Source organism: Knoellia sp. LjRoot47 (genome assembly GCF_964253435.1).
Taxonomy (GTDB): domain Bacteria; phylum Actinomycetota; class Actinomycetes; order Actinomycetales; family Dermatophilaceae; genus Knoellia.
The window spans coordinates 436008-452821 of the sequence record NZ_CAXUQS020000001.1 but is presented as its reverse complement, the minus strand read 5'-3'; the positions used below and the strand labels follow the sequence as shown (position 1 = coordinate 452821).

Below are 16814 nucleotides of genomic sequence, written 5' to 3'. Positions count from 1 at the left end.
CATGATGAAAAGCCGGCAGGAGAGGGCAGTGACCGACGCGATCGTCGTCGAGCACCTCGTCGTGCGGCGTGGCGGGCGGGACGTCCTGCCCGACCTCAGCGTCATCGTCCCGACTGGACAGGTCGTCGGCCTGCTCGGCCCGAGCGGCGGTGGCAAGTCCACACTCATGCGCGCCATCGTCGGCGTCCAGCAGGTCGAGGGCGGCACGGTGACGGTCCTTGGCCAGTCTGCGGGCTCGCCCGACCTGCGCCACCGCGTCGGTTACGTCACCCAGGCGCCGAGCATCTACGCCGACCTCACGGTGCGCCACAACCTCGCCTACTTCGCGCGGGTCCTCGGCGCCGGCAAGGACGCCGTCGACCGGGCCATCGAGGCCGTGGACCTCACGAGCCACGCCGACGCGATGGTCTCGACCCTGTCGGGCGGCCAGCGCTCGCGCGCCTCGCTCGCGGCCGCCCTCGTCGGCGACCCCGAGGTGCTCGTCCTCGACGAGCCCACCGTCGGCCTCGACCCCGTCCTGCGACGCGACCTGTGGAACCTCTTCCGCCGCCTCGCCGGTGAAGAGGGTCGCACTCTGCTCGTCTCGAGCCACGTCATGGACGAGGCCACCCGGTGCGACCGCCTGCTCCTGCTCCGCGAGGGCGAGATCCTCAGCGACTCGACGCTCCCCGAGCTCCTCGACCGGACCGGGGCCCTCGACGCCGAGCAGGCCTTCCTCGCCCTGGTCGACGAGGCGGCCGGGAGACCGCCGGGCGGGGCCGGGTTCGGTGGGCGGACGGCATACGAGGGCCGGCACGAGGACGACCACCACGTGGCGGGAGGACGGTCATGAACCCGCGCATCACCCTCGCCACCGCGGCGCGCATCCTGCGCCAGCTGCGGTCCGACCACCGCACCATCGCGATGATGCTCGTCGTGCCGTGCGTGCTGCTCGGCCTGCTCGCCTGGATCTTCGACGGCACACCGGTCTTCGACCGGATCGGTGCGGCGCTGCTCGGCGTCTTCCCGTTCGTCGTGATGTTCATCGTCACGAGCGTGGCGACCCTGCGCGAACGCACCTCGGGCACGCTCGAACGCCTGCTCACCACGCCGCTCGGCAAGGGCGACCTCATGCTCGGCTACGCGCTCGCCTTCGGACTGATGGCGGTCGTGCAGGCCCTCGTCGCAACGGGGTTCGCCGTGTGGGTGTGCGACCTCGACGTCGCCGGCCCGGTGTGGCTGCTCGTCGTCATCGCCGTCTGTGACGCACTCCTCGGCACGGCGCTCGGACTGCTCGTGAGCGGCTTCGCATCGACCGAGTTCCAGGCGGTGCAGTTCATGCCGGCCCTCGTGCTCCCGCAGTTCCTCCTCTGCGGCCTGCTCGTGCCCCGCGAGGCACTGCCGTCGATCCTCTCGACGGTCTCGGACTGGCTTCCCCTGTCGTATGCCGTCGACGCGATGCGCACGATCGCCTCGGTCCCCGAGCCCCTCGCCGACGTCACCTCCGACATCGGCATCATCATCGGCGCCATCGCCCTGGCGCTGGCCCTCGGCAGTCTCACCCTGCGGCGGCGCACGCCCTGAGCGCGAGGTGGGCGAACGGCATACCGGCTCGGTTCTGGGCACGCCTCGCGAGCGGTTAGCCTGACGACCGTGGATGCCTCTGACCTGCTTCGCTCCAGCCTGCTGCACCTGTCCGACTCCTCGCTCGTGCGCACGACGATCGAGAAGGCGCCCGTGAGCCGCGCCGTCGTCCAGCGCTACGTGCCGGGGACCGACGTCGCCCACGCGGTGTCGGCCGCCGCCGAGCTGCGCGCGACGAACCGGCAGGTCACCATCGACTACCTCGGTGAGGACACCCTCGACGCGGGGCAGGCGGCACACACCGTCGACACGTACGTCGGGCTCCTGCGCGCGCTCAAGGCCAAGGACCTCTCGCAGTTCGGTGCGGCCGAGGTGAGCGTCAAGCTCAGCGCGGTGGGACAGGCGCTGCCGCAGGACGGCGAGAAGATCGCCCTCGACAACGCGCGCATCATCTGCGAGGCGGCCAGGGACGCCGACACGACCGTCACCCTCGACATGGAGGACCACACGACGACGGACTCGACGCTGTCGATCCTCGCCGAGCTCCGCAAGGACTTCCCCGACACCGGGGCCGTGCTCCAGTCCTACCTCCACCGCACCGAGGGCGACTGCCGCGACCTCGCCACCGCCGGCAGCCGGGTCCGGCTCTGCAAGGGCGCCTACAAGGAGCCGGCGTCGGTCGCCTACCAGGACGCCGAGGACGTCGACCTGTCCTACGTGCGCTGCCTCAAGGTGCTCATGGCCGGTGACGGCTACCCGATGGTCGCCAGTCATGACCCGCGCCTCATCGACATCGCCCGCGCGCTCGCGAGCCGTCACGGCCGCGAGCCCGACTCCTACGAGTTCCAGATGCTCTACGGCATCCGCCCCGACGAGCAGACCCGCATCGCCGACCGCGGCCATCAGATGCGCGTCTACGTGCCCTTCGGCGAGGAGTGGTACGGCTACCTCATGCGCCGCATGGCCGAGCGCCCCGCCAACCTGCAGTTCTTCCTGCGCTCGCTCGTCTCCAAGGGCTGACCCCCTGCGGGGCACCGTGCGCGGCAAAGGCACGTGACGCGCTGGTCGCCGAGCACGACATGGGTATGCCGTCCGCCCCTTTGCCGCGCGCCGTGCGCGCTCCACGCCTGAAACCCGCCTGAAGTGAGACCCGGGCAGGCCGTAGTCTCGCGCCATGGGAACGGTGGCGATCTTCGGTGCGGGTGTCATGGGCGAGACGTTGCTCTCGGGTCTGCTGCGAGCGGGCCGACCGGCTGACGAGCTGCTGATCACCGAGCGCCGCGCCGAGCGTGCCGCCGAGCTGACCGAGAAGTACGGCGTGCGTGCCGTGAGCAACGTCGAGGCCGCCACCGAGGCCGACACGCTCGTGCTCGTCGTCAAGCCGCAGGACATGGCCGCCCTCCTCGACGAGATCAGTCCGCACGTCGCCGACGGCAACCTCGTCGTGAGTCTCGCCGCCGGCATCACGACCGAGTTCCTCGAGAGCCGCCTCGCCGAGGGGCGCTCCGTCGTTCGCGTCATGCCCAACACCCCCGCGCTCGTCGACGAGGGCATGGCGGCGGTGAGCGCCGGCCGGCACTGCCTTCCCGAGCAGCTCCAGCACGCCGTCGAGCTCCTCGCCGCGACGGGCAAGGTCACCGAGGTCCCCGAGAAGCAGCTCGACGCGGTCACGGCGATCTCCGGTAGCGGGCCGGCATACATCTTCTATGTCGTCGAGGCGATGATCGAGGCGGGCGTCGTGCTCGGGATGCCCCGCGCGACCGCCACCGAGCTCGTCACCCAGACCCTCTACGGCGCCGCCACCATGCTGCGCGAGACCGGGCAGCACCCGACGGTCCTGCGCGAGCAGGTCACCTCGCCCGGCGGCACGACCGCGGCCGCCCTGCGCGAGCTCGACGACCACAAGGTGCGCGCCGCGTTCATCAGCGCGATGGAGGCCGCCGCCGTGCGGTCCAAGGAGCTCTCGGGTGGCTGAGACCACCTCGACCACCCTCCACGTCGCACCGGTCACCGAGGACAACTGGCGCATCTACCGCGACGTGCGCCTCGCCGCTCTCCTCGACACCCCTCGTGCCTTCGCGAGCACGTATGCCGGCACCGCGGCTCGCGACGAGAGCGCCTGGCTGGCTCTGCTCGCGTCCGTGCAGGTGTGGCTCGCCTTCGAGGGCGACCGCCCCGTCGGGGTCATCGCCCTGTCGCGCGACGACGAGCTGCCCGAGGACGAGGCCTACCTCATCCAGATGTGGGTGTCGTCCTCCGCGCGAGGACACGGGGTGGGCGACCTGCTCGTCTCCACCGTGCTCGACACCGCAGGTGACTCCGGGTACTCCCGGGTGCTGCTCGACGTGGGCGAGGAGAACCTGCCCGCACAGCGGCTCTACGAGCGCCACGGGTTCGCCCGCACCGGCACGACGTGGGACAACCCGCTCTACGGCGGGATTCGCGAGATCGGGTACGCGGTCAGGGTGGACCCGGGTTGCCGCTCGTCGGCGGCGTCGGGGACAGTGGGGGCATGAGCGAGATCAGCGTGCGCCCGCTGGGCGAAGAGGACTGGAGCCAGTACCGCGACACCCGCCTGACCGCGCTCCGCGAGTCGCCCGAGGCCTTCGCCGCGACGGTCGACGAGGAAGAGGCCTACGACGAGGACTTCTGGCGGCTACGCATGCAGCGCTCCACCCGGCTCCTCGCCGAGCGCGAGGGCACTCCGGTCGGGATCGTCAGCGTGGGCGCCTCCAGCGACGAGCGCCCCCACACCTCGGAGCTGTTCGGGCTGTGGGTCTCACCCGAGGCCCGTGGTAGTGGTGTCGCGACCGAACTCGTCCGCGCCGGTGCCAACCTGGCTCGCGAACAGGGACGGACCCAGCTCGCCTACTGGGTCGGCAGCGACAACGGCCGCGCGGTGGCCTTCGCGAGCGGGTTCGGGTTCCGCCCCACCGCCGACCGCCGCCCGATGCGCGTCAAGTCGGACGACGACGAGGACGAGGTCTCCATGGTCCTCGCCCTCGGCGGCGACCGCGGGTCGGCTCCCGTCACGTTCTGAGCCCAGCTGCTCGTCCTCATGGGGTGCGGCGCCGAGGTGGTCAGGGACGCGAGCTGAGGCGCTCCAGCAGCTCGGTGGGTCCGCTGACGATGATCGTGTCGTGCGCCGAGACCTTGGTGGAGGGGACGGCATACGTGAAGTCCGCGCCGGGTGACTTCACGCCGACCACGGTGACGCCGTACTTGCTGCGGATGGCGCTCTGCTCGAGCGTGAAGCCGATGGCCTCGGTCGGCGGGCGCATCTTGACGATGGCGAACCCGTCGTCGAACTCGATGTAGTCCTGGAGCTTGCCGCCGACGAGGTGGGCGACGCGACGGCCGGTGTCGGCCTCGGGCCGCACGATGTGCTGCACGCCGATCCGGTCGAGGATGCGCGCGTGCTCGGGCGACATCGCCTTGGCCCAGATGTCGGGGATGCCGGCGTCGACGAGGTTGGCCGACGAGAGCACCGACGCCTCGATCGAGGAGCCGACCCCGACGACGGCGATCTGGTAGCGCGAGGCCTTGGCGTCGCGGATGACCTGGGCGTCGCTGGCGTCGCCGTGGATCACCGAGCTGAGGCGGCCGAGGAACTTCTCGGCGAGGAAGCCGTCCTTCTCGATGGCGACGACGCGGTGCCCGAGCCGGCGCAGCTCGAGCGCGGCAGCGCCGCCGAACCGGCCGAGCCCGACGACGAGGACGTCGAGATCGCTGTTCTTGCCTCCCACGGCTTCCTCCTGGTGACGGGCCAGCCGCGACGGCGGGTCCACGATGACGGGCGCAACGGCACGAGGCTAACGCCCGGTGGCCCCGCGGCGGGTAGCGTGCCCGACATGGCTCACCGCACGCGCCTGGTCTGGGACGACGGCTTCACGGCATACAACTTCGGTCCGAGCCACCCGATGGCACCGGTACGCCTGGACCTCACGACCCGGCTCGCGCGCGCGCTCGGCGTCCTCGACAAGGTCGAGGTCGTCTGCCCCGGCGTCGCGAGCGACGAGGTTCTCTCGTCGGTCCACGACCCCGGCTACGTCGCCGCGGTCCGCGCCGCCTCCGCCGACCCGAGTGCCGCCGAGGCCCGACGGGGTCTCGGCACCGAGGACGACCCGGCGTTCCTCGGGATGCACGAGGCGAGCGCCCGCATCGTCCAGGGCACCGTCGACCTGTGCGACGCCGTGTGGCGCGGCGAGATCGACCACGGCGTCAACTACTGCGGCGGCCTCCACCACGCCATGGCCACCCACGCCGCCGGGTTCTGCATCTACAACGACGCCGCGGTCGGCATCCAGCACCTCCTCGACAGCGGCGCCGCGCGCGTCGCCTACGTCGACATCGACGTGCACCACGGCGACGGCGTCGAGCGGATCTTCTGGAACGACCCCCGCGTCCTCACCGTGTCGGTCCACGAGTCGGGGCGGGCGCTCTTCCCCGGCACGGGCTATCCCGGCGACATCGGTGGGCCGGACGCCCGGGGGAGCGCGGCCAACGTCGCCCTGCCTCCGGGCACCGGTGACTCCGAGTGGCTGCGTGCGATCGAGTCCGTCGTGCCCCAGCTCGTCGAGGCGTTCGACCCCGACGTCCTCGTGACCCAGCACGGCTGCGACACCCACAGCCAGGACCCGCTGGCCCACCTCACCGTGTCGGTCGACGCCCAGCGCCGCGCCCACGACTGCCTGCACCGGCTCGCCCACGACGTCGCCGACGGTCGCTGGGTGGCCCTCGGCGGTGGTGGCTACGAGCTCGTCGACGTCGTCCCACGCTCGTGGACGCACCTCGCCGCGATCGCGGCACACGCGCCGGTGCCGCCGGAGACGCCGATCCCGCAGGAGTGGCGCGACCACGTCCTCGAGATCAGCGGCCGCGAGGGGCCCGCGACGATGGGTGACCTGCGCCCCGAGGACCTGCCGATCTGGGTGCGGTCCTGGGGCATGGGACACAACCCGGACCGCCCCGTCGACGCCGCCATCCTCGCGACGCGTCAAGCCGTCTTCCCGCTCCACGGCCTCGACCCGTGGTTCGACTAGTGGAGGAAATCTCCCCACTGCGCCGCGTGTCGGCTGGACTTGGCAAAGATTCCGCTCCAACCGCTTCCCCAATGGTCACATCAGCCCCTATGGTTGCTTCTTGCACGCCCGTAGATGACCGCCGGTGGGGAAGCCGGCGATGCGCGTGTGCAGAAGTTGAGGTGGCCATGTCCCAGGAACGTCTTGCCGAGGTGCGGTTTCTCACCGTCGCCGAGGTCGCCTCGATCATGCGCGTGTCCAAGATGACCGTCTACCGCATGGTCCACGGCGGCGAGCTCCCTGCCGTCCGTGTCGGACGGTCCTTCCGGGTTCCCGAGGACGAGGTGCAGAAGTACCTCCGGGAGTCCTACATGGGCACCGCCTGAGCGAGCCGAGCTCCATGCTGAAGGCCGGACCGAGGCGGTCCGGCCTTCAGCGTTCCCGGGCCCGTTTGGGCGCGCGGCCGTGCGCCGGTAGGGTTGCCCCCTGACACACGCGCGCCGGTCGGCCGCGCAGGCCGACCAGCAGCTGCTGGTCCACCGTCGTTCGAATTCCTCGAAAGCAAGGACTGCTCATGGGTTCAGTGATCAAGAAGCGTCGCAAGCGCATGGCGAAGAAGAAGCACCGCAAGCTGCTTCGCAAGACGCGCCACCAGCGTCGCAACAAGAAGTGACGCGTTCCTGACGCGACCGGACGACCCCCGCCCCCTCGGCGGGGGTCGTCCTGCGTTCGGACCCGCTATGCCGTCCGCCCGCCGAGCGCCGTCCGCGCGCCTTGGCCGCCGGTGGTCACGGGTGACCGGACTCTCGCCATCAACAGTGCCGTCGCACCGGAGTGACGAAGTAGGGTCGTGACCGACGGTGTCGACACGAGGAGAGGCAGGACCCGTGGGCCAGGTTGTTCTCGTGACGGGGGTGTCCCGCTACATCGGCGGAGTCCTCGCCCGGCGGCTCGCGGCCGACCCGTCCGTCGACAAGGTCATCGGTGTCGACGTCATCCCGCCGCCACGTGACCTGGGGGCCGCCGAGTTCGTCCGTGCCGACATCCGCAACCCGATGATCGGCAAGGTCATCGCCCAGGGCGACGTCGACACGGTCGTGCACGCCAACGTCATCGCGACGCCCACCTTCGCCGGGGGACGGACCCCGCAGAAGGAGATCAACGTCATCGGCACGATGCAGCTGCTCGCTGCCTGCCAGAAGGCGTCGACGGTCAAGCGACTCGTCGTGAAGTCCACCGCCGCGGTCTACGGCTCGACCCCGCGCGACCCGGCGATGTTCACCGAGGAGATGACGGCCAAGCGCCTCCCGTCCTCGGGCTTCGGCAAGGACTCGATCGAGGTCGAGGGCTACGTGCGCGGCTTCGCCCGTCGCCGCCCCGACGCCGAGATCCTCACCCTGCGCTTCGCCAACATCATCGGCCCGCGCATCCGGACCTCGATCACCGACTACTTCAACCTGCCGGTCATCCCGATCCCGTTCGGCTACGACGCGCGGCTCCAGTTCTTCCACGAGGACGACGCCATCGCCGCGCTCGCCCGCGGCGTGACCGGGTCGACCACGGGAGTCGTCAACCTCGCCGGCGACGGGGTGCTCACCGTCGTGCAGGCGGCCGCGATCGCCCGCCGTCCGTTCGTCATGGTGCCCATGGCCGCAGCGGGCCCCCTCGGCGGTCTGGGCAAGCGCTTCGGTCTCGTCGACTTCAGCCCCGACCAGATGTCGTTCCTCGCCTTCGGGCGGGGGATGGACACGACGGTGATGCGGGAGGGCTTCGGCTTCCACCCGTCGTTCTCGACCCGAGCCGCGTTCGAGGACTTCGCCCGCACGCTCAGCCCGATCGTCCCGTCGTTCGACGCGATGAGCGGCGCCGTGAGCGGTGTGGCCGGTGTGGCCCAACAGGTTCTCGGACGCGCGACGGGAGGGCGGCGCTGATGGCGACGACGAAGAAGACCGCCACCGCCAAGAAGGTGGCGACGACCAAGGCTGCGACCAAGAAGGTGGCGACGAAGAAGGCCCCTGCACCCTCCGCCGCCAAGGCCGCGACGAAGAAGGCCGCGCCGAAGACTCCGGCCGCGAAGAACGCCTCACCCAAGAAGGCGGCCCGCCGTTCGCCCTCCGTCGCCGCGGGTGCAGCGCGCGCCTCGGGCGAGCGCGCCCGCCGCCGCTCTACACCGCTGCTGTCGGCCTCGGCGACCGAGACCACGTCGGCGGCACCCGCAGCGAAGCCAGCCGAGGCGCCCGTCGTCGCCCCGGCGTCTCCGACTCCGGAGCCCCCGCCCGCGCCCGCACCCGAGGCCAGGTCGGCAGCGTCGACACCCGCTGGCCGGCGTGCGGCCCACCGTCCCCAGCCCACGGTCCGCGCGAAGGCGTCGGCCAAGGCGACGCGACAGGCCGGCATACGACCGCAGAGCCCGCGGGCCAAGCGCGCGGCGGACGAGGCCGCACGTCGACACCTGCGCGTGGCCCCCGTCGCCGAGCCCGCACCCAAGCCGGCGCGCCCGGCGTCGCCGGACCCGACGGCCACCCAGACCGACATGTCGCTGCCCGTGCCCGGCATCGAGGAGCTGCTCAGCGCCTCGATCGCCGCGATGCGGATGGCCGCGCAGGGGGCCGGAATCTCGCCCGAGGAGGTCGAGCGCCGCATCGCCGCGACGCTGGCGTTCGTGCGGCGCCGGCTCGAGGGCGACTACTCGGTCGACGAGTTCGGCTACGATGAGCACTTCGCCGAGCACGTGATCTTCCCGATGCTCCGCCCGATCTACCGCAACTGGTTCCGGGTCGAGGTCCGCGGCCTCGAGAACATCCCCGACGAGGGTGGCGCCCTCATCGTGAGCAACCACTCGGGCACCATCGCCATCGACTCGCTCATGGTCGCGCAGGCCATCCACGACGAGCACCCGAAGCACCGGGTCATGCGCGCCCTCGGCGCCGACCTCGTCTTCCAGACCCCGGTGCTCGGCTCGTTCGCCCGCCGCGGCGGTTCGACGCTCGCCACCGGCGACGACGTCGACCGGCTCTTCGCCAAGGGCGAGCTCGTCGGGGTGTTCCCCGAAGGGTTCAAGGGTGTGGGCAAGCCGTTCAAGGAGCGCTACAAGCTGCAGCGGTTCGGCCGTGGCGGGTTCGTCTCGGCCGCACTCAAGGCCGGCGCGCCGATCATCCCGACGTCGGTCGTCGGCGCCGAGGAGATCGCGCCGATCATCGGCAACATGAAGACCGTGGCCCGCCTGCTCGGCCTGCCCTACGCGCCGATCACCCCGACCTTCCCGCTGCTCGGGCCGCTCGGGCTCATCCCGTTGCCGAGCAAGTGGATCATCGAGTTCGGCGCCCCCATCGAGACCGCGAGCCACGGCGCCGCGGCCGCCGACGACCCGATGCTCGTCTTCGACCTCACCGACCAGGTGCGCGAGACGATCCAGCAGACCCTGTACTCGCTGCTCATGCAGCGTCGCTCCGTCTTCTTCTGAGCCGAGGACCTCCGTATGCCGTCCGCCCCCGACCCGCAGCCGCGGGTCACCCTCATCGGCAAGCCGGGGTGCCACCTGTGCGACGACGCCCGGGCGGTCATCGAGATGGTCACGGCCGAGCTGGGGGAGGCGTTCGTCGAGCGCTCCGTGCTCGACGAGCCCGAGCTCATGGCGCGCTACGCCGAGGAGATCCCGGTGACGCTCGTCGACGGTCGGCAGCACGACTTCTGGCGGGTCGACGCGGCCCGGCTGCGCGCCGCGCTGGCCCGCCCGCGGCCCTGACGGGACGCGCCGGATCGGACGTGCAAGCGGTTACGCGTCCCGCTTGTACCAGAGGGTCACGAGCACTCCGTCTCGGGGTCCGCTCGTGACTTTGTGCATCCCTTCACAAATGCGTACGCTGGCAGGGCACCACCACCTTGAAGAACAGGAGTCGAAGGCCTCGTGTCCGCCGACGTCGCAGCCCGCCGGGGTATCCCCGATGCATCCGTGGCGCGACTCCCGGGATACCTGCAGGCCCTGACCAACCTCGCCGAGCGGGGTATCAGCTCGGTGAGCTCCGAGGAGCTGGCGGCGGCCGCGGGCGTGAGCTCGGCGAAGCTGCGCAAGGACCTGTCCCACCTCGGTTCCTACGGTGTGCGCGGTGTCGGCTACGAGGTCGACCGGCTCGCCTACGAGATCTCCACCGCGCTCGGGCTCACCCAGGACTGGCCCGTCGCGATCGTCGGGATGGGCAACCTCGGTCGTGCGCTCGCGGCATACAGCGGGTTCTCCACGCGTGGCTTCAACGTCATCGCCCTCCTCGACCGCGACGACAACCTCGTCGGCACGGCGGTGGGGGAGCGGCAGATCCGCCCGATGGGTGACCTCGGTTCGCTCGTGCGTGACGACCGCCTCGCGATCGGCGTCATCGCGACGCCCGCCGAGTCGGCGCAGGACGTCGCCGACCGCCTCGTCGAGGCCGGTGTGCGGTCGATCCTCAACTTCGCGCCGTGCGTCCTCGACGTCCCGGCCGACGTCATGGTCCGCAAGGTCGACATGTCGACCGAGCTGCAGATCCTCGCCTTCCACGAGCAGCGCCGCACCGGTGAGCTCGACCTGTCGCAGACCGCCACCGATGTCGAGGAGGTGGCGCTGTGAGCCTGCTCGTCCTCGGACTGTCGCACCACGGCGCCCCGATCGGCCTCCTCGAGGCCGCGGCGCTCGACCCGGCGTCGCGCGGCCGGCTCGAGTCGACGATCGTCGGCTCCGAGCACGTCGTCGAGGCCGTCGTCGTCTCCACCTGCAACCGCACCGAGGTCTACGCCGAGGGGCTGACCTTCCACGGCGCGCTCACCGACGTCTCCGAGGCCCTGGCCGCGGCGACCGGAGTGCCGCTTCCGGACCTCCAGCCCCACCTCTACGTCCACTACGAGGACCGCGGCATCGCGCACGCGTTCTCGGTGGCCGCCGGGCTCGACTCGATGGCCGTGGGCGAGGCCCAGATCCTCGGGCAGCTGCGGGAGGCCCTGACCCGCGCACAGCGTCGCGGCCACGTGGGCCCGGCGCTCAACACGCTTCTGCAGCAGGCACTTCGGGTCGGCAAGCGCGTCCACAGCGAGACCGGCATCGACGACGTGAGCCGCTCGCTCGTCGGCGTCGGGCTGGGTGTGGCGGACGACGTCGTCGGCTCGATCGACGGCGCCCGCGTCCTCGTCATCGGCGCCGGCGGCATGGGTGCCCTCGCGGCGACGACGGCCAGCCAGGCCGGTGCCGCGTCCGTCACCGTCGTCAACCGCGGACTCGCTCGCGCCGAGCGGCTGGCGGACCGCGTCGACGGCTCGGCCCGCCCGTGGGGCGAGCGCATCGCGGCCCTCGTCGACGCCGACATCGTCATCTCCAGCACCGGTGCCACGGGAGTCGTCGTCACCGCCGACGACGTCGCTGCGGCGATGGTCGAGCGCGAGGGCCGGCCGCAGCTCTACGTCGACCTGGCGCTGCCGCACGACATCGACCTCTCCGTCGCCGACCTCGAGGGCGTGACCCGCATCGGTCTCGCCGAGCTCGGCGAAGCGCTGAGCTCCGCCGGCGACGTCCCCCAGGTCCGCGAGGCCCGCGACATCGTCACCGGCGAGGTCGCCGCCTTCCTCACCGAGCGCTCCGGGGAGGCCGTCGCCCCGACCGTCGCCGCGCTGCGCTCGCGTGCCCAGTCCGTCGTCGACGACGAGATGGCGCGCCTCGAGCGCCGCACGCCCGACCTCGACGAAGCCCACCGGGCCGAGGTCCAGCGCACCGTGCACCGCATCGTCGAGAAGCTCCTCCACGCCCCGACCGTGAGGGTCAAGGAGATGGCGCAGAACGGCCAGGGCGGCAGCTATGCCAAGGCCCTGAGCGAGCTGTTCGACCTCGACCCGCGCGAGGTGTCGGTCGTCTCGACCCCGCCGGTCATCCCCGTGACCGACGACGAGGAGGTCGGCCGATGACGCTGCGCCTCGGCACCCGCCGCTCGACGCTTGCGACCACGCAGTCCTCGTGGGTCGCCGACCGCCTGCGTGCCCTCGGGCACGAGGTCGAGCTCGTCGAGATCACCACCGAGGGCGACCGCGACCGCAACACCCCGCTGGCCTCGATGGGTGGCACCGGCGTCTTCGTCTCCGCGCTGCGCGAGGCCTTGCGCGACGGCACCGTCGACCTCGCCGTCCACTCGCTCAAGGACCTGCCGACCACCCCCGAGGACGACCTCGTGGTCGCCGCCATCCCCACCCGCGAGGACCCGCGCGACGCCCTCGTGGCCCGCGACGGCCTCACCCTCGGCGAGCTCCCCGCCGGCTCGACCGTCGGCACGGGTTCGCCGCGTCGCCGGGCCCAGCTCGAGGCGCTCGGTCTCGGTCTCGACCTGCGTGAGCTCCGCGGCAACGTCGGCACCCGACTGGGCAAGGTCACCGACGGCGAGCTCGACGCCGTCGTCCTCGCCCACGCCGGTCTGCGCCGCATCGGCCGCGCCGACGTCGTCACCGAGGTGCTCGACCCCATCCAGATGCTTCCGGCGCCCGGCCAGGGTGCTCTTGCCGTCGAGGTCCGCGCCGACGACTCCGCCACCCGCGACGCCGTCGCCGCCCTCGACGACGCCGACACCCGCGCCTGCGTCGTCGCCGAGCGGGCGGTCCTCGCCGAGCTCGAGGCCGGGTGCTCCGCGCCCATCGGAGCCCTCGCCGAGATCGTCCTCGGCGACGAGGGTGACGAGCTCTCGCTGCGTGCCGTCGTCGCCAACATCGACGGCGAGGGTGACGTGCGCCGCTCGGCCGCCGGTTCCCCGGCGGACGCCGACGGCGTCGGACGCCGACTCGCCCGGCTCCTGCTCGAGGACGGCGCCGCCGACCTCGCCCCCCTGACTTCTCGTCCCATCGTCCACACCGAACGTCCCGGAGCGTGACCTGTGAGCACCACCCGCTCGAACCGACCGACCACCCCTGCCCGCACCCCCGCGCGCGTCGCCTTCGTCGGCGCTGGGCCGGGTGACGCCGGGCTGATGACGGTGCGCGCCCTCGAGTACCTCGCGGAGGCGGACGCCGTCGTCATCGACCAGGTCGCCCGCGAACAGGTCGTCGCGCGCCATGCCCGCGCCGAGGTCGAGGTCGTCGACGCCGGTCACGGCGAGCACGGCCAGCCGCTCACCCACGCGTCGCGCGCCAAGCTCGTCGTCAGGGCAGCCAAGGCCCACCCGCGTGGCCTCGTCGTCCGGCTCATGGACGGCGACCCCGCCACCTTCAACGGCCTCGCCGAGGAGGCGGCTGCCTGCGTCAAGGCGGGCGTGCCCTTCGAGGTCGTCCCGGGTGTGAGCTCGGTGAGCGCCGTCCCGACCTACGCCGGCGTCCCGCTGACGACGACGAGCTCGCGTGGCATCCACGTCATCACCGCCGGGCAGAAGATCAAGGACGTCTCCGCCGCGACCGACCCCTCGGTCACCGTCGTCGTCCTCGGCCAGCCCGACACCCTCGTGCCCACCCTCGAGGCGCTGCGCGACGCCGGTCGCGCAGCCGACACTCCCGTGGCGGTCACCGAGCGCGGCACCACGGTGCAGCAGGCGACCGTGACGACCACGCTCGGCGAGGTGGCCAAGGCCGCGAAGGCGATGCAGTTCCCGGCCCTCGCCGTCGTCGGCGACACCGTCGCCCTGCGCGAGACCCTGTCGTGGTTCGAGACCAAGCCGCTCTTCGGCTGGAACGTCCTCGTGCCCCGCACCAAGGACCAGGCCGGCTCGATGGTGCGTCGCCTCGAGCGCTACGGCGCCGAGGCCACGAGCGTCCCGACCATCTCGGTCGAGCCGCCGCGGACCCCGCAGCAGATCGAGCGCGCCGTCAAGGGCCTCGTCACCGGCCGCTACGAGTGGGTCGGCTTCACCTCGGTCAACGCCGTCAAGGCCATTCGCGAGAAGTTCGAGGAGTTCGGCCTCGACGCCCGCTCGTTCGCCGGGCTCAAGGTCGCCGCTGTCGGCGGTGTCACTGCCGAGGCGCTGCGCGAATGGGGCATCAACCCCGACCTCGTCCCCGAGGGCGAGCAGTCGGCCAAGGGCCTTCTCGACGAGTGGCCGCCCTTCGACGAGCTGCTCGACCCGATCAACCGGGTCTTCCTGCCCCGGGCCGACATCGCCACCGAGACGCTCGTCGCCGGGCTCCAGGACATGGGCTGGGAGGTGGACGACGTCACGGCATACCGGACCGTTCGTGCGGCTCCGCCCGCGGCCGAGATCCGCGACGCGATCAAGAGCGGCAGCTTCGACGCGGTCGTCTTCACGTCGAGCTCGACGGTGCGCAACCTCGTCGGCATCGCCGGCAAACCGCACCCGTCGACCGTCATCGCGTGCATCGGGCCGGCGACGGCCAAGACCGCCGAGGAGTGCGGCCTGCGGGTCGACGTCCTCGCACCGGAGCCGTCCGCCGACGAGCTCGTGGACGCCCTCGCCGACCACGGTCGGTCGCTGGCGCTCACGGCCGCCGAGGCCGGCGAGAGCGCGGTCCGCCCGAGCCAGAAGCGCCCCGCCGCACGCCGTCGCGCCAAGTGACCGGCTCCGTGGCAGGCCGTTCGCCGCTGCTCCCCGTCCGCCCGCGCCGGCTGCGTCAGTCGCCGGGCGTGCGGCGGCTCGTCGCGCAGACGCGGCTGCACCCGGCCGAGCTCGTCCTGCCCGTCTTCGTGCGTGAGGGCATCGACGAGCCGCAGCCGATCGCGGCCATGCCGGGGGTGCTCCAGCACACCGTCGAGTCGCTCGTGGCCGAGGCCCGGCGCTGTGTCGAGGCCGGGCTCGGCGGGATCATGCTCTTCGGCGTGCCCGTCGACAAGGACGCCACCGGCTCCGGTGCCGACGCTGACGACGGCATCCTCAACGTCGCCCTGCGCGCGGTGCGTGACGCGGTGGGCGACGACCTCGTCGTCATGGCCGACCTCTGCCTCGACGAGTTCACCGACCACGGCCACTGCGGCGTGCTCGACGACGAGGGCCGGGTCGACAACGACGCCACCCTCGAGCGCTACGCCGCGATGGGGCTGGCGCAGGCCCGTGCCGGCGCCCACGTCCTCGGACTGAGCGGGATGATGGACGGCCAGGTGGCGTTCGTGCGCGAGGCGCTCGACGAGGCCGGCCTCCACGACACGATCCTGCTCGCGTATGCCGCGAAGTACACCTCCGCGCTCTACGGCCCGTTCCGCGAAGCGGTCCAGTCCTCCCTCGTGGGGGACCGCGCGACCTACCAGCAGAACCCGGCCAACGCCACGGAGTCGCTGCGCGAGATCGAGCTCGACCTCGCCGAGGGCGCCGACATCATCATGGTCAAGCCGGCCCAGACCCACCTCGACATCATCGCGATGGCGGCCGAGGTCTCGCCGGTGCCGATCGCGGCCTACCAGATCTCCGGTGAGTACGCCCAGATCAAGGCGGCCGCCGAGCGCGGCTGGATCGACGGCGACCGCGCGGTGATGGAGTCGCTCCTGCACATCCGCCGGGCCGGCGCGCAGATCATCCTCACCTACAGCGCCCTCGACGTCGCCCACCGCATCTGAACGACTGATTGCCCCATGACGAGGGCCCCCGCGGTGCCTGTCGGCACTGCGGGGGCCCTCGTCATGGGGCAATCAGTCGAGCGTGTCAGGCCTGCTTGGCGAGCTGCACGTCGATGTTGATCGTGATCTTGTCGGAGACGAGGACGCCGCCACCCTCGACGGCCGCGTTCCAGGTGAGGCCCCAGTCCTTACGGTTGACGGTCGTGGTGGCCTCGAAGCCGGCCTTGGTGTTCCCCCACGGGTCCTGGCCGACGCCGCCGAAGTCGACGTCGAAGGTCACGGGCTTGGTGACGTCCTTGATGGTGAGGTCCCCGGTGAGGGTCTCGCCGTCGAAGGAGGTCGAGACGAAGTGCATGGTGGGGAACTGCTCGGCGTCGAAGAAGTCGGCGCTCTTGAGGTGACCGTCACGGTCGGCGCTGCCGGTCTCGACGGACGCGATCTGCGCGGTGACGTCGACCGTGGACTTCGTGATGTCCTCGGCCACCTCGACGGTGCCGGAGACCTCGCGGAAGGTGCCACGGACCTTGCTCACCATGAGGTGGCGGGCGACGAAGCCGACCTCGGTGTGGGAGGCGTCGACGGTCCAGGTGCCGGCGGGGATCTGCTGCGTGGTGACGGTGGTGCTCATGGACGAACTCCTTGGGAAGGGTGGGGGGTGGTGACGTTCACAGGGTTCAACCTCACCGTATTAGTAGATATTTCAACCTTCCTGCTGAAGTCGTGTGATGTGGGTC

19 protein-coding genes are annotated in these 16814 nt (G+C 71.6%); 17 read left to right on the top strand and 2 right to left on the bottom strand.

Going from position 1 to position 16814, the window contains the following annotated elements; translation table 11 throughout:
* The first annotated feature begins 1 nt into the window (after position 1).
* The 6 genes from ACSQ11_RS02205 to ACSQ11_RS02180 all read left to right on the top strand — a co-directional run bounded on the left by ACSQ11_RS02205 (position 2) and on the right by ACSQ11_RS02180 (position 4603).
* Positions 2-832, top strand: coding sequence for an ABC transporter ATP-binding protein (locus ACSQ11_RS02205; RefSeq protein ID WP_436002622.1), 831 nt, complete (start codon positions 2-4; stop codon positions 830-832).
* Positions 829-1563: an ABC transporter permease gene (locus ACSQ11_RS02200; protein WP_436002620.1), complete on the top strand. Its 735-nt coding sequence runs from the start codon at positions 829-831 to the stop codon at positions 1561-1563. Before ACSQ11_RS02205 ends, ACSQ11_RS02200 begins: the two co-directional genes overlap by 4 nt.
* Before the next feature lie 69 nt (positions 1564-1632).
* A complete protein-coding gene (locus ACSQ11_RS02195; RefSeq protein ID WP_436002618.1) occupies positions 1633-2583 on the top strand; it encodes a proline dehydrogenase family protein in 951 nt (316 codons plus the stop codon).
* A gap of 154 nt (positions 2584-2737) precedes the next feature.
* Positions 2738-3538, top strand: coding sequence for a pyrroline-5-carboxylate reductase (gene proC / locus ACSQ11_RS02190; RefSeq protein ID WP_436002616.1), 801 nt, complete (start codon positions 2738-2740; stop codon positions 3536-3538).
* Complete coding sequence (locus ACSQ11_RS02185) at positions 3531-4079, top strand: GNAT family N-acetyltransferase (RefSeq protein WP_436002614.1); 549 nt, start codon at positions 3531-3533, stop codon at positions 4077-4079. Before proC ends, ACSQ11_RS02185 begins: the two co-directional genes overlap by 8 nt.
* Positions 4076-4603, top strand: a complete 528-nt coding sequence (locus tag ACSQ11_RS02180; RefSeq protein ID WP_436002612.1) for an N-acetyltransferase family protein — start codon at positions 4076-4078, stop codon at positions 4601-4603. Before ACSQ11_RS02185 ends, ACSQ11_RS02180 begins: the two co-directional genes overlap by 4 nt.
* Before the next feature lie 40 nt (positions 4604-4643).
* Here the strand turns inward: ACSQ11_RS02180 and ACSQ11_RS02175 are convergent, their stop codons facing one another.
* Complete coding sequence (locus tag ACSQ11_RS02175) at positions 4644-5309, bottom strand: potassium channel family protein (RefSeq protein ID WP_436002610.1); 666 nt, start codon at positions 5307-5309, stop codon at positions 4644-4646.
* 105 nt (positions 5310-5414) lie between these two features.
* On the opposite strand from ACSQ11_RS02175, the gene ACSQ11_RS02170 reads away from it, so the two are divergent.
* From ACSQ11_RS02170 to hemB, 11 genes are all read left to right on the top strand, one after another.
* Complete coding sequence (locus ACSQ11_RS02170) at positions 5415-6605, top strand: acetoin utilization protein AcuC (protein ID WP_436002608.1); 1191 nt, start codon at positions 5415-5417, stop codon at positions 6603-6605.
* Positions 6606-6772: 167 nt separating this feature from the next.
* Positions 6773-6970: a helix-turn-helix domain-containing protein gene (locus tag ACSQ11_RS02165; protein ID WP_035913729.1), complete on the top strand. Its 198-nt coding sequence runs from the start codon at positions 6773-6775 to the stop codon at positions 6968-6970.
* Positions 6971-7158: 188 nt separating this feature from the next.
* Positions 7159-7257 (top strand): 30S ribosomal protein bS22, encoded by a 99-nt coding sequence (locus tag ACSQ11_RS02160; RefSeq protein WP_003792170.1) that lies wholly within the window; start codon positions 7159-7161, stop codon positions 7255-7257.
* A gap of 232 nt (positions 7258-7489) precedes the next feature.
* Positions 7490-8515: an NAD-dependent epimerase/dehydratase family protein gene (locus tag ACSQ11_RS02155; RefSeq protein WP_436002605.1), complete on the top strand. Its 1026-nt coding sequence runs from the start codon at positions 7490-7492 to the stop codon at positions 8513-8515.
* A complete protein-coding gene (locus ACSQ11_RS02150) occupies positions 8515-10047 on the top strand; it encodes a 1-acyl-sn-glycerol-3-phosphate acyltransferase (protein WP_436002603.1) in 1533 nt (510 codons plus the stop codon). Before ACSQ11_RS02155 ends, ACSQ11_RS02150 begins: the two co-directional genes overlap by 1 nt.
* A gap of 15 nt (positions 10048-10062) precedes the next feature.
* The gene (locus ACSQ11_RS02145; protein WP_436002601.1) at positions 10063-10329 is read left to right on the top strand and encodes a glutaredoxin family protein; all 267 of its coding nucleotides are present in this window, start codon (positions 10063-10065) and stop codon (positions 10327-10329) included.
* Between the two features lie 162 nt (positions 10330-10491).
* A complete protein-coding gene (locus ACSQ11_RS02140) occupies positions 10492-11187 on the top strand; it encodes a redox-sensing transcriptional repressor Rex (protein ID WP_436002599.1) in 696 nt (231 codons plus the stop codon).
* Positions 11184-12509, top strand: a complete 1326-nt coding sequence (locus ACSQ11_RS02135; RefSeq protein WP_436002597.1) for a glutamyl-tRNA reductase — start codon at positions 11184-11186, stop codon at positions 12507-12509. The genes ACSQ11_RS02140 and ACSQ11_RS02135 overlap by 4 nt, the downstream gene beginning before the upstream one ends.
* Entirely contained in the window at positions 12506-13459 is a 954-nt protein-coding gene (gene hemC, locus ACSQ11_RS02130) for a hydroxymethylbilane synthase (RefSeq protein WP_436002595.1), read from the top strand. The genes ACSQ11_RS02135 and hemC overlap by 4 nt, the downstream gene beginning before the upstream one ends.
* A gap of 3 nt (positions 13460-13462) precedes the next feature.
* The gene (locus ACSQ11_RS02125; protein ID WP_436002593.1) at positions 13463-15088 is read left to right on the top strand and encodes a uroporphyrinogen-III synthase; all 1626 of its coding nucleotides are present in this window, start codon (positions 13463-13465) and stop codon (positions 15086-15088) included.
* Between the two features lie 8 nt (positions 15089-15096).
* Entirely contained in the window at positions 15097-16080 is a 984-nt protein-coding gene (gene hemB / locus ACSQ11_RS02120) for a porphobilinogen synthase (RefSeq protein ID WP_436002591.1), read from the top strand.
* A gap of 85 nt (positions 16081-16165) precedes the next feature.
* On the opposite strand, the gene ACSQ11_RS02115 is transcribed toward hemB, so the two are convergent.
* Entirely contained in the window at positions 16166-16708 is a 543-nt protein-coding gene (locus ACSQ11_RS02115; protein WP_436002589.1) for a YceI family protein, read from the bottom strand.
* Positions 16709-16814 lie beyond the last annotated feature (106 nt).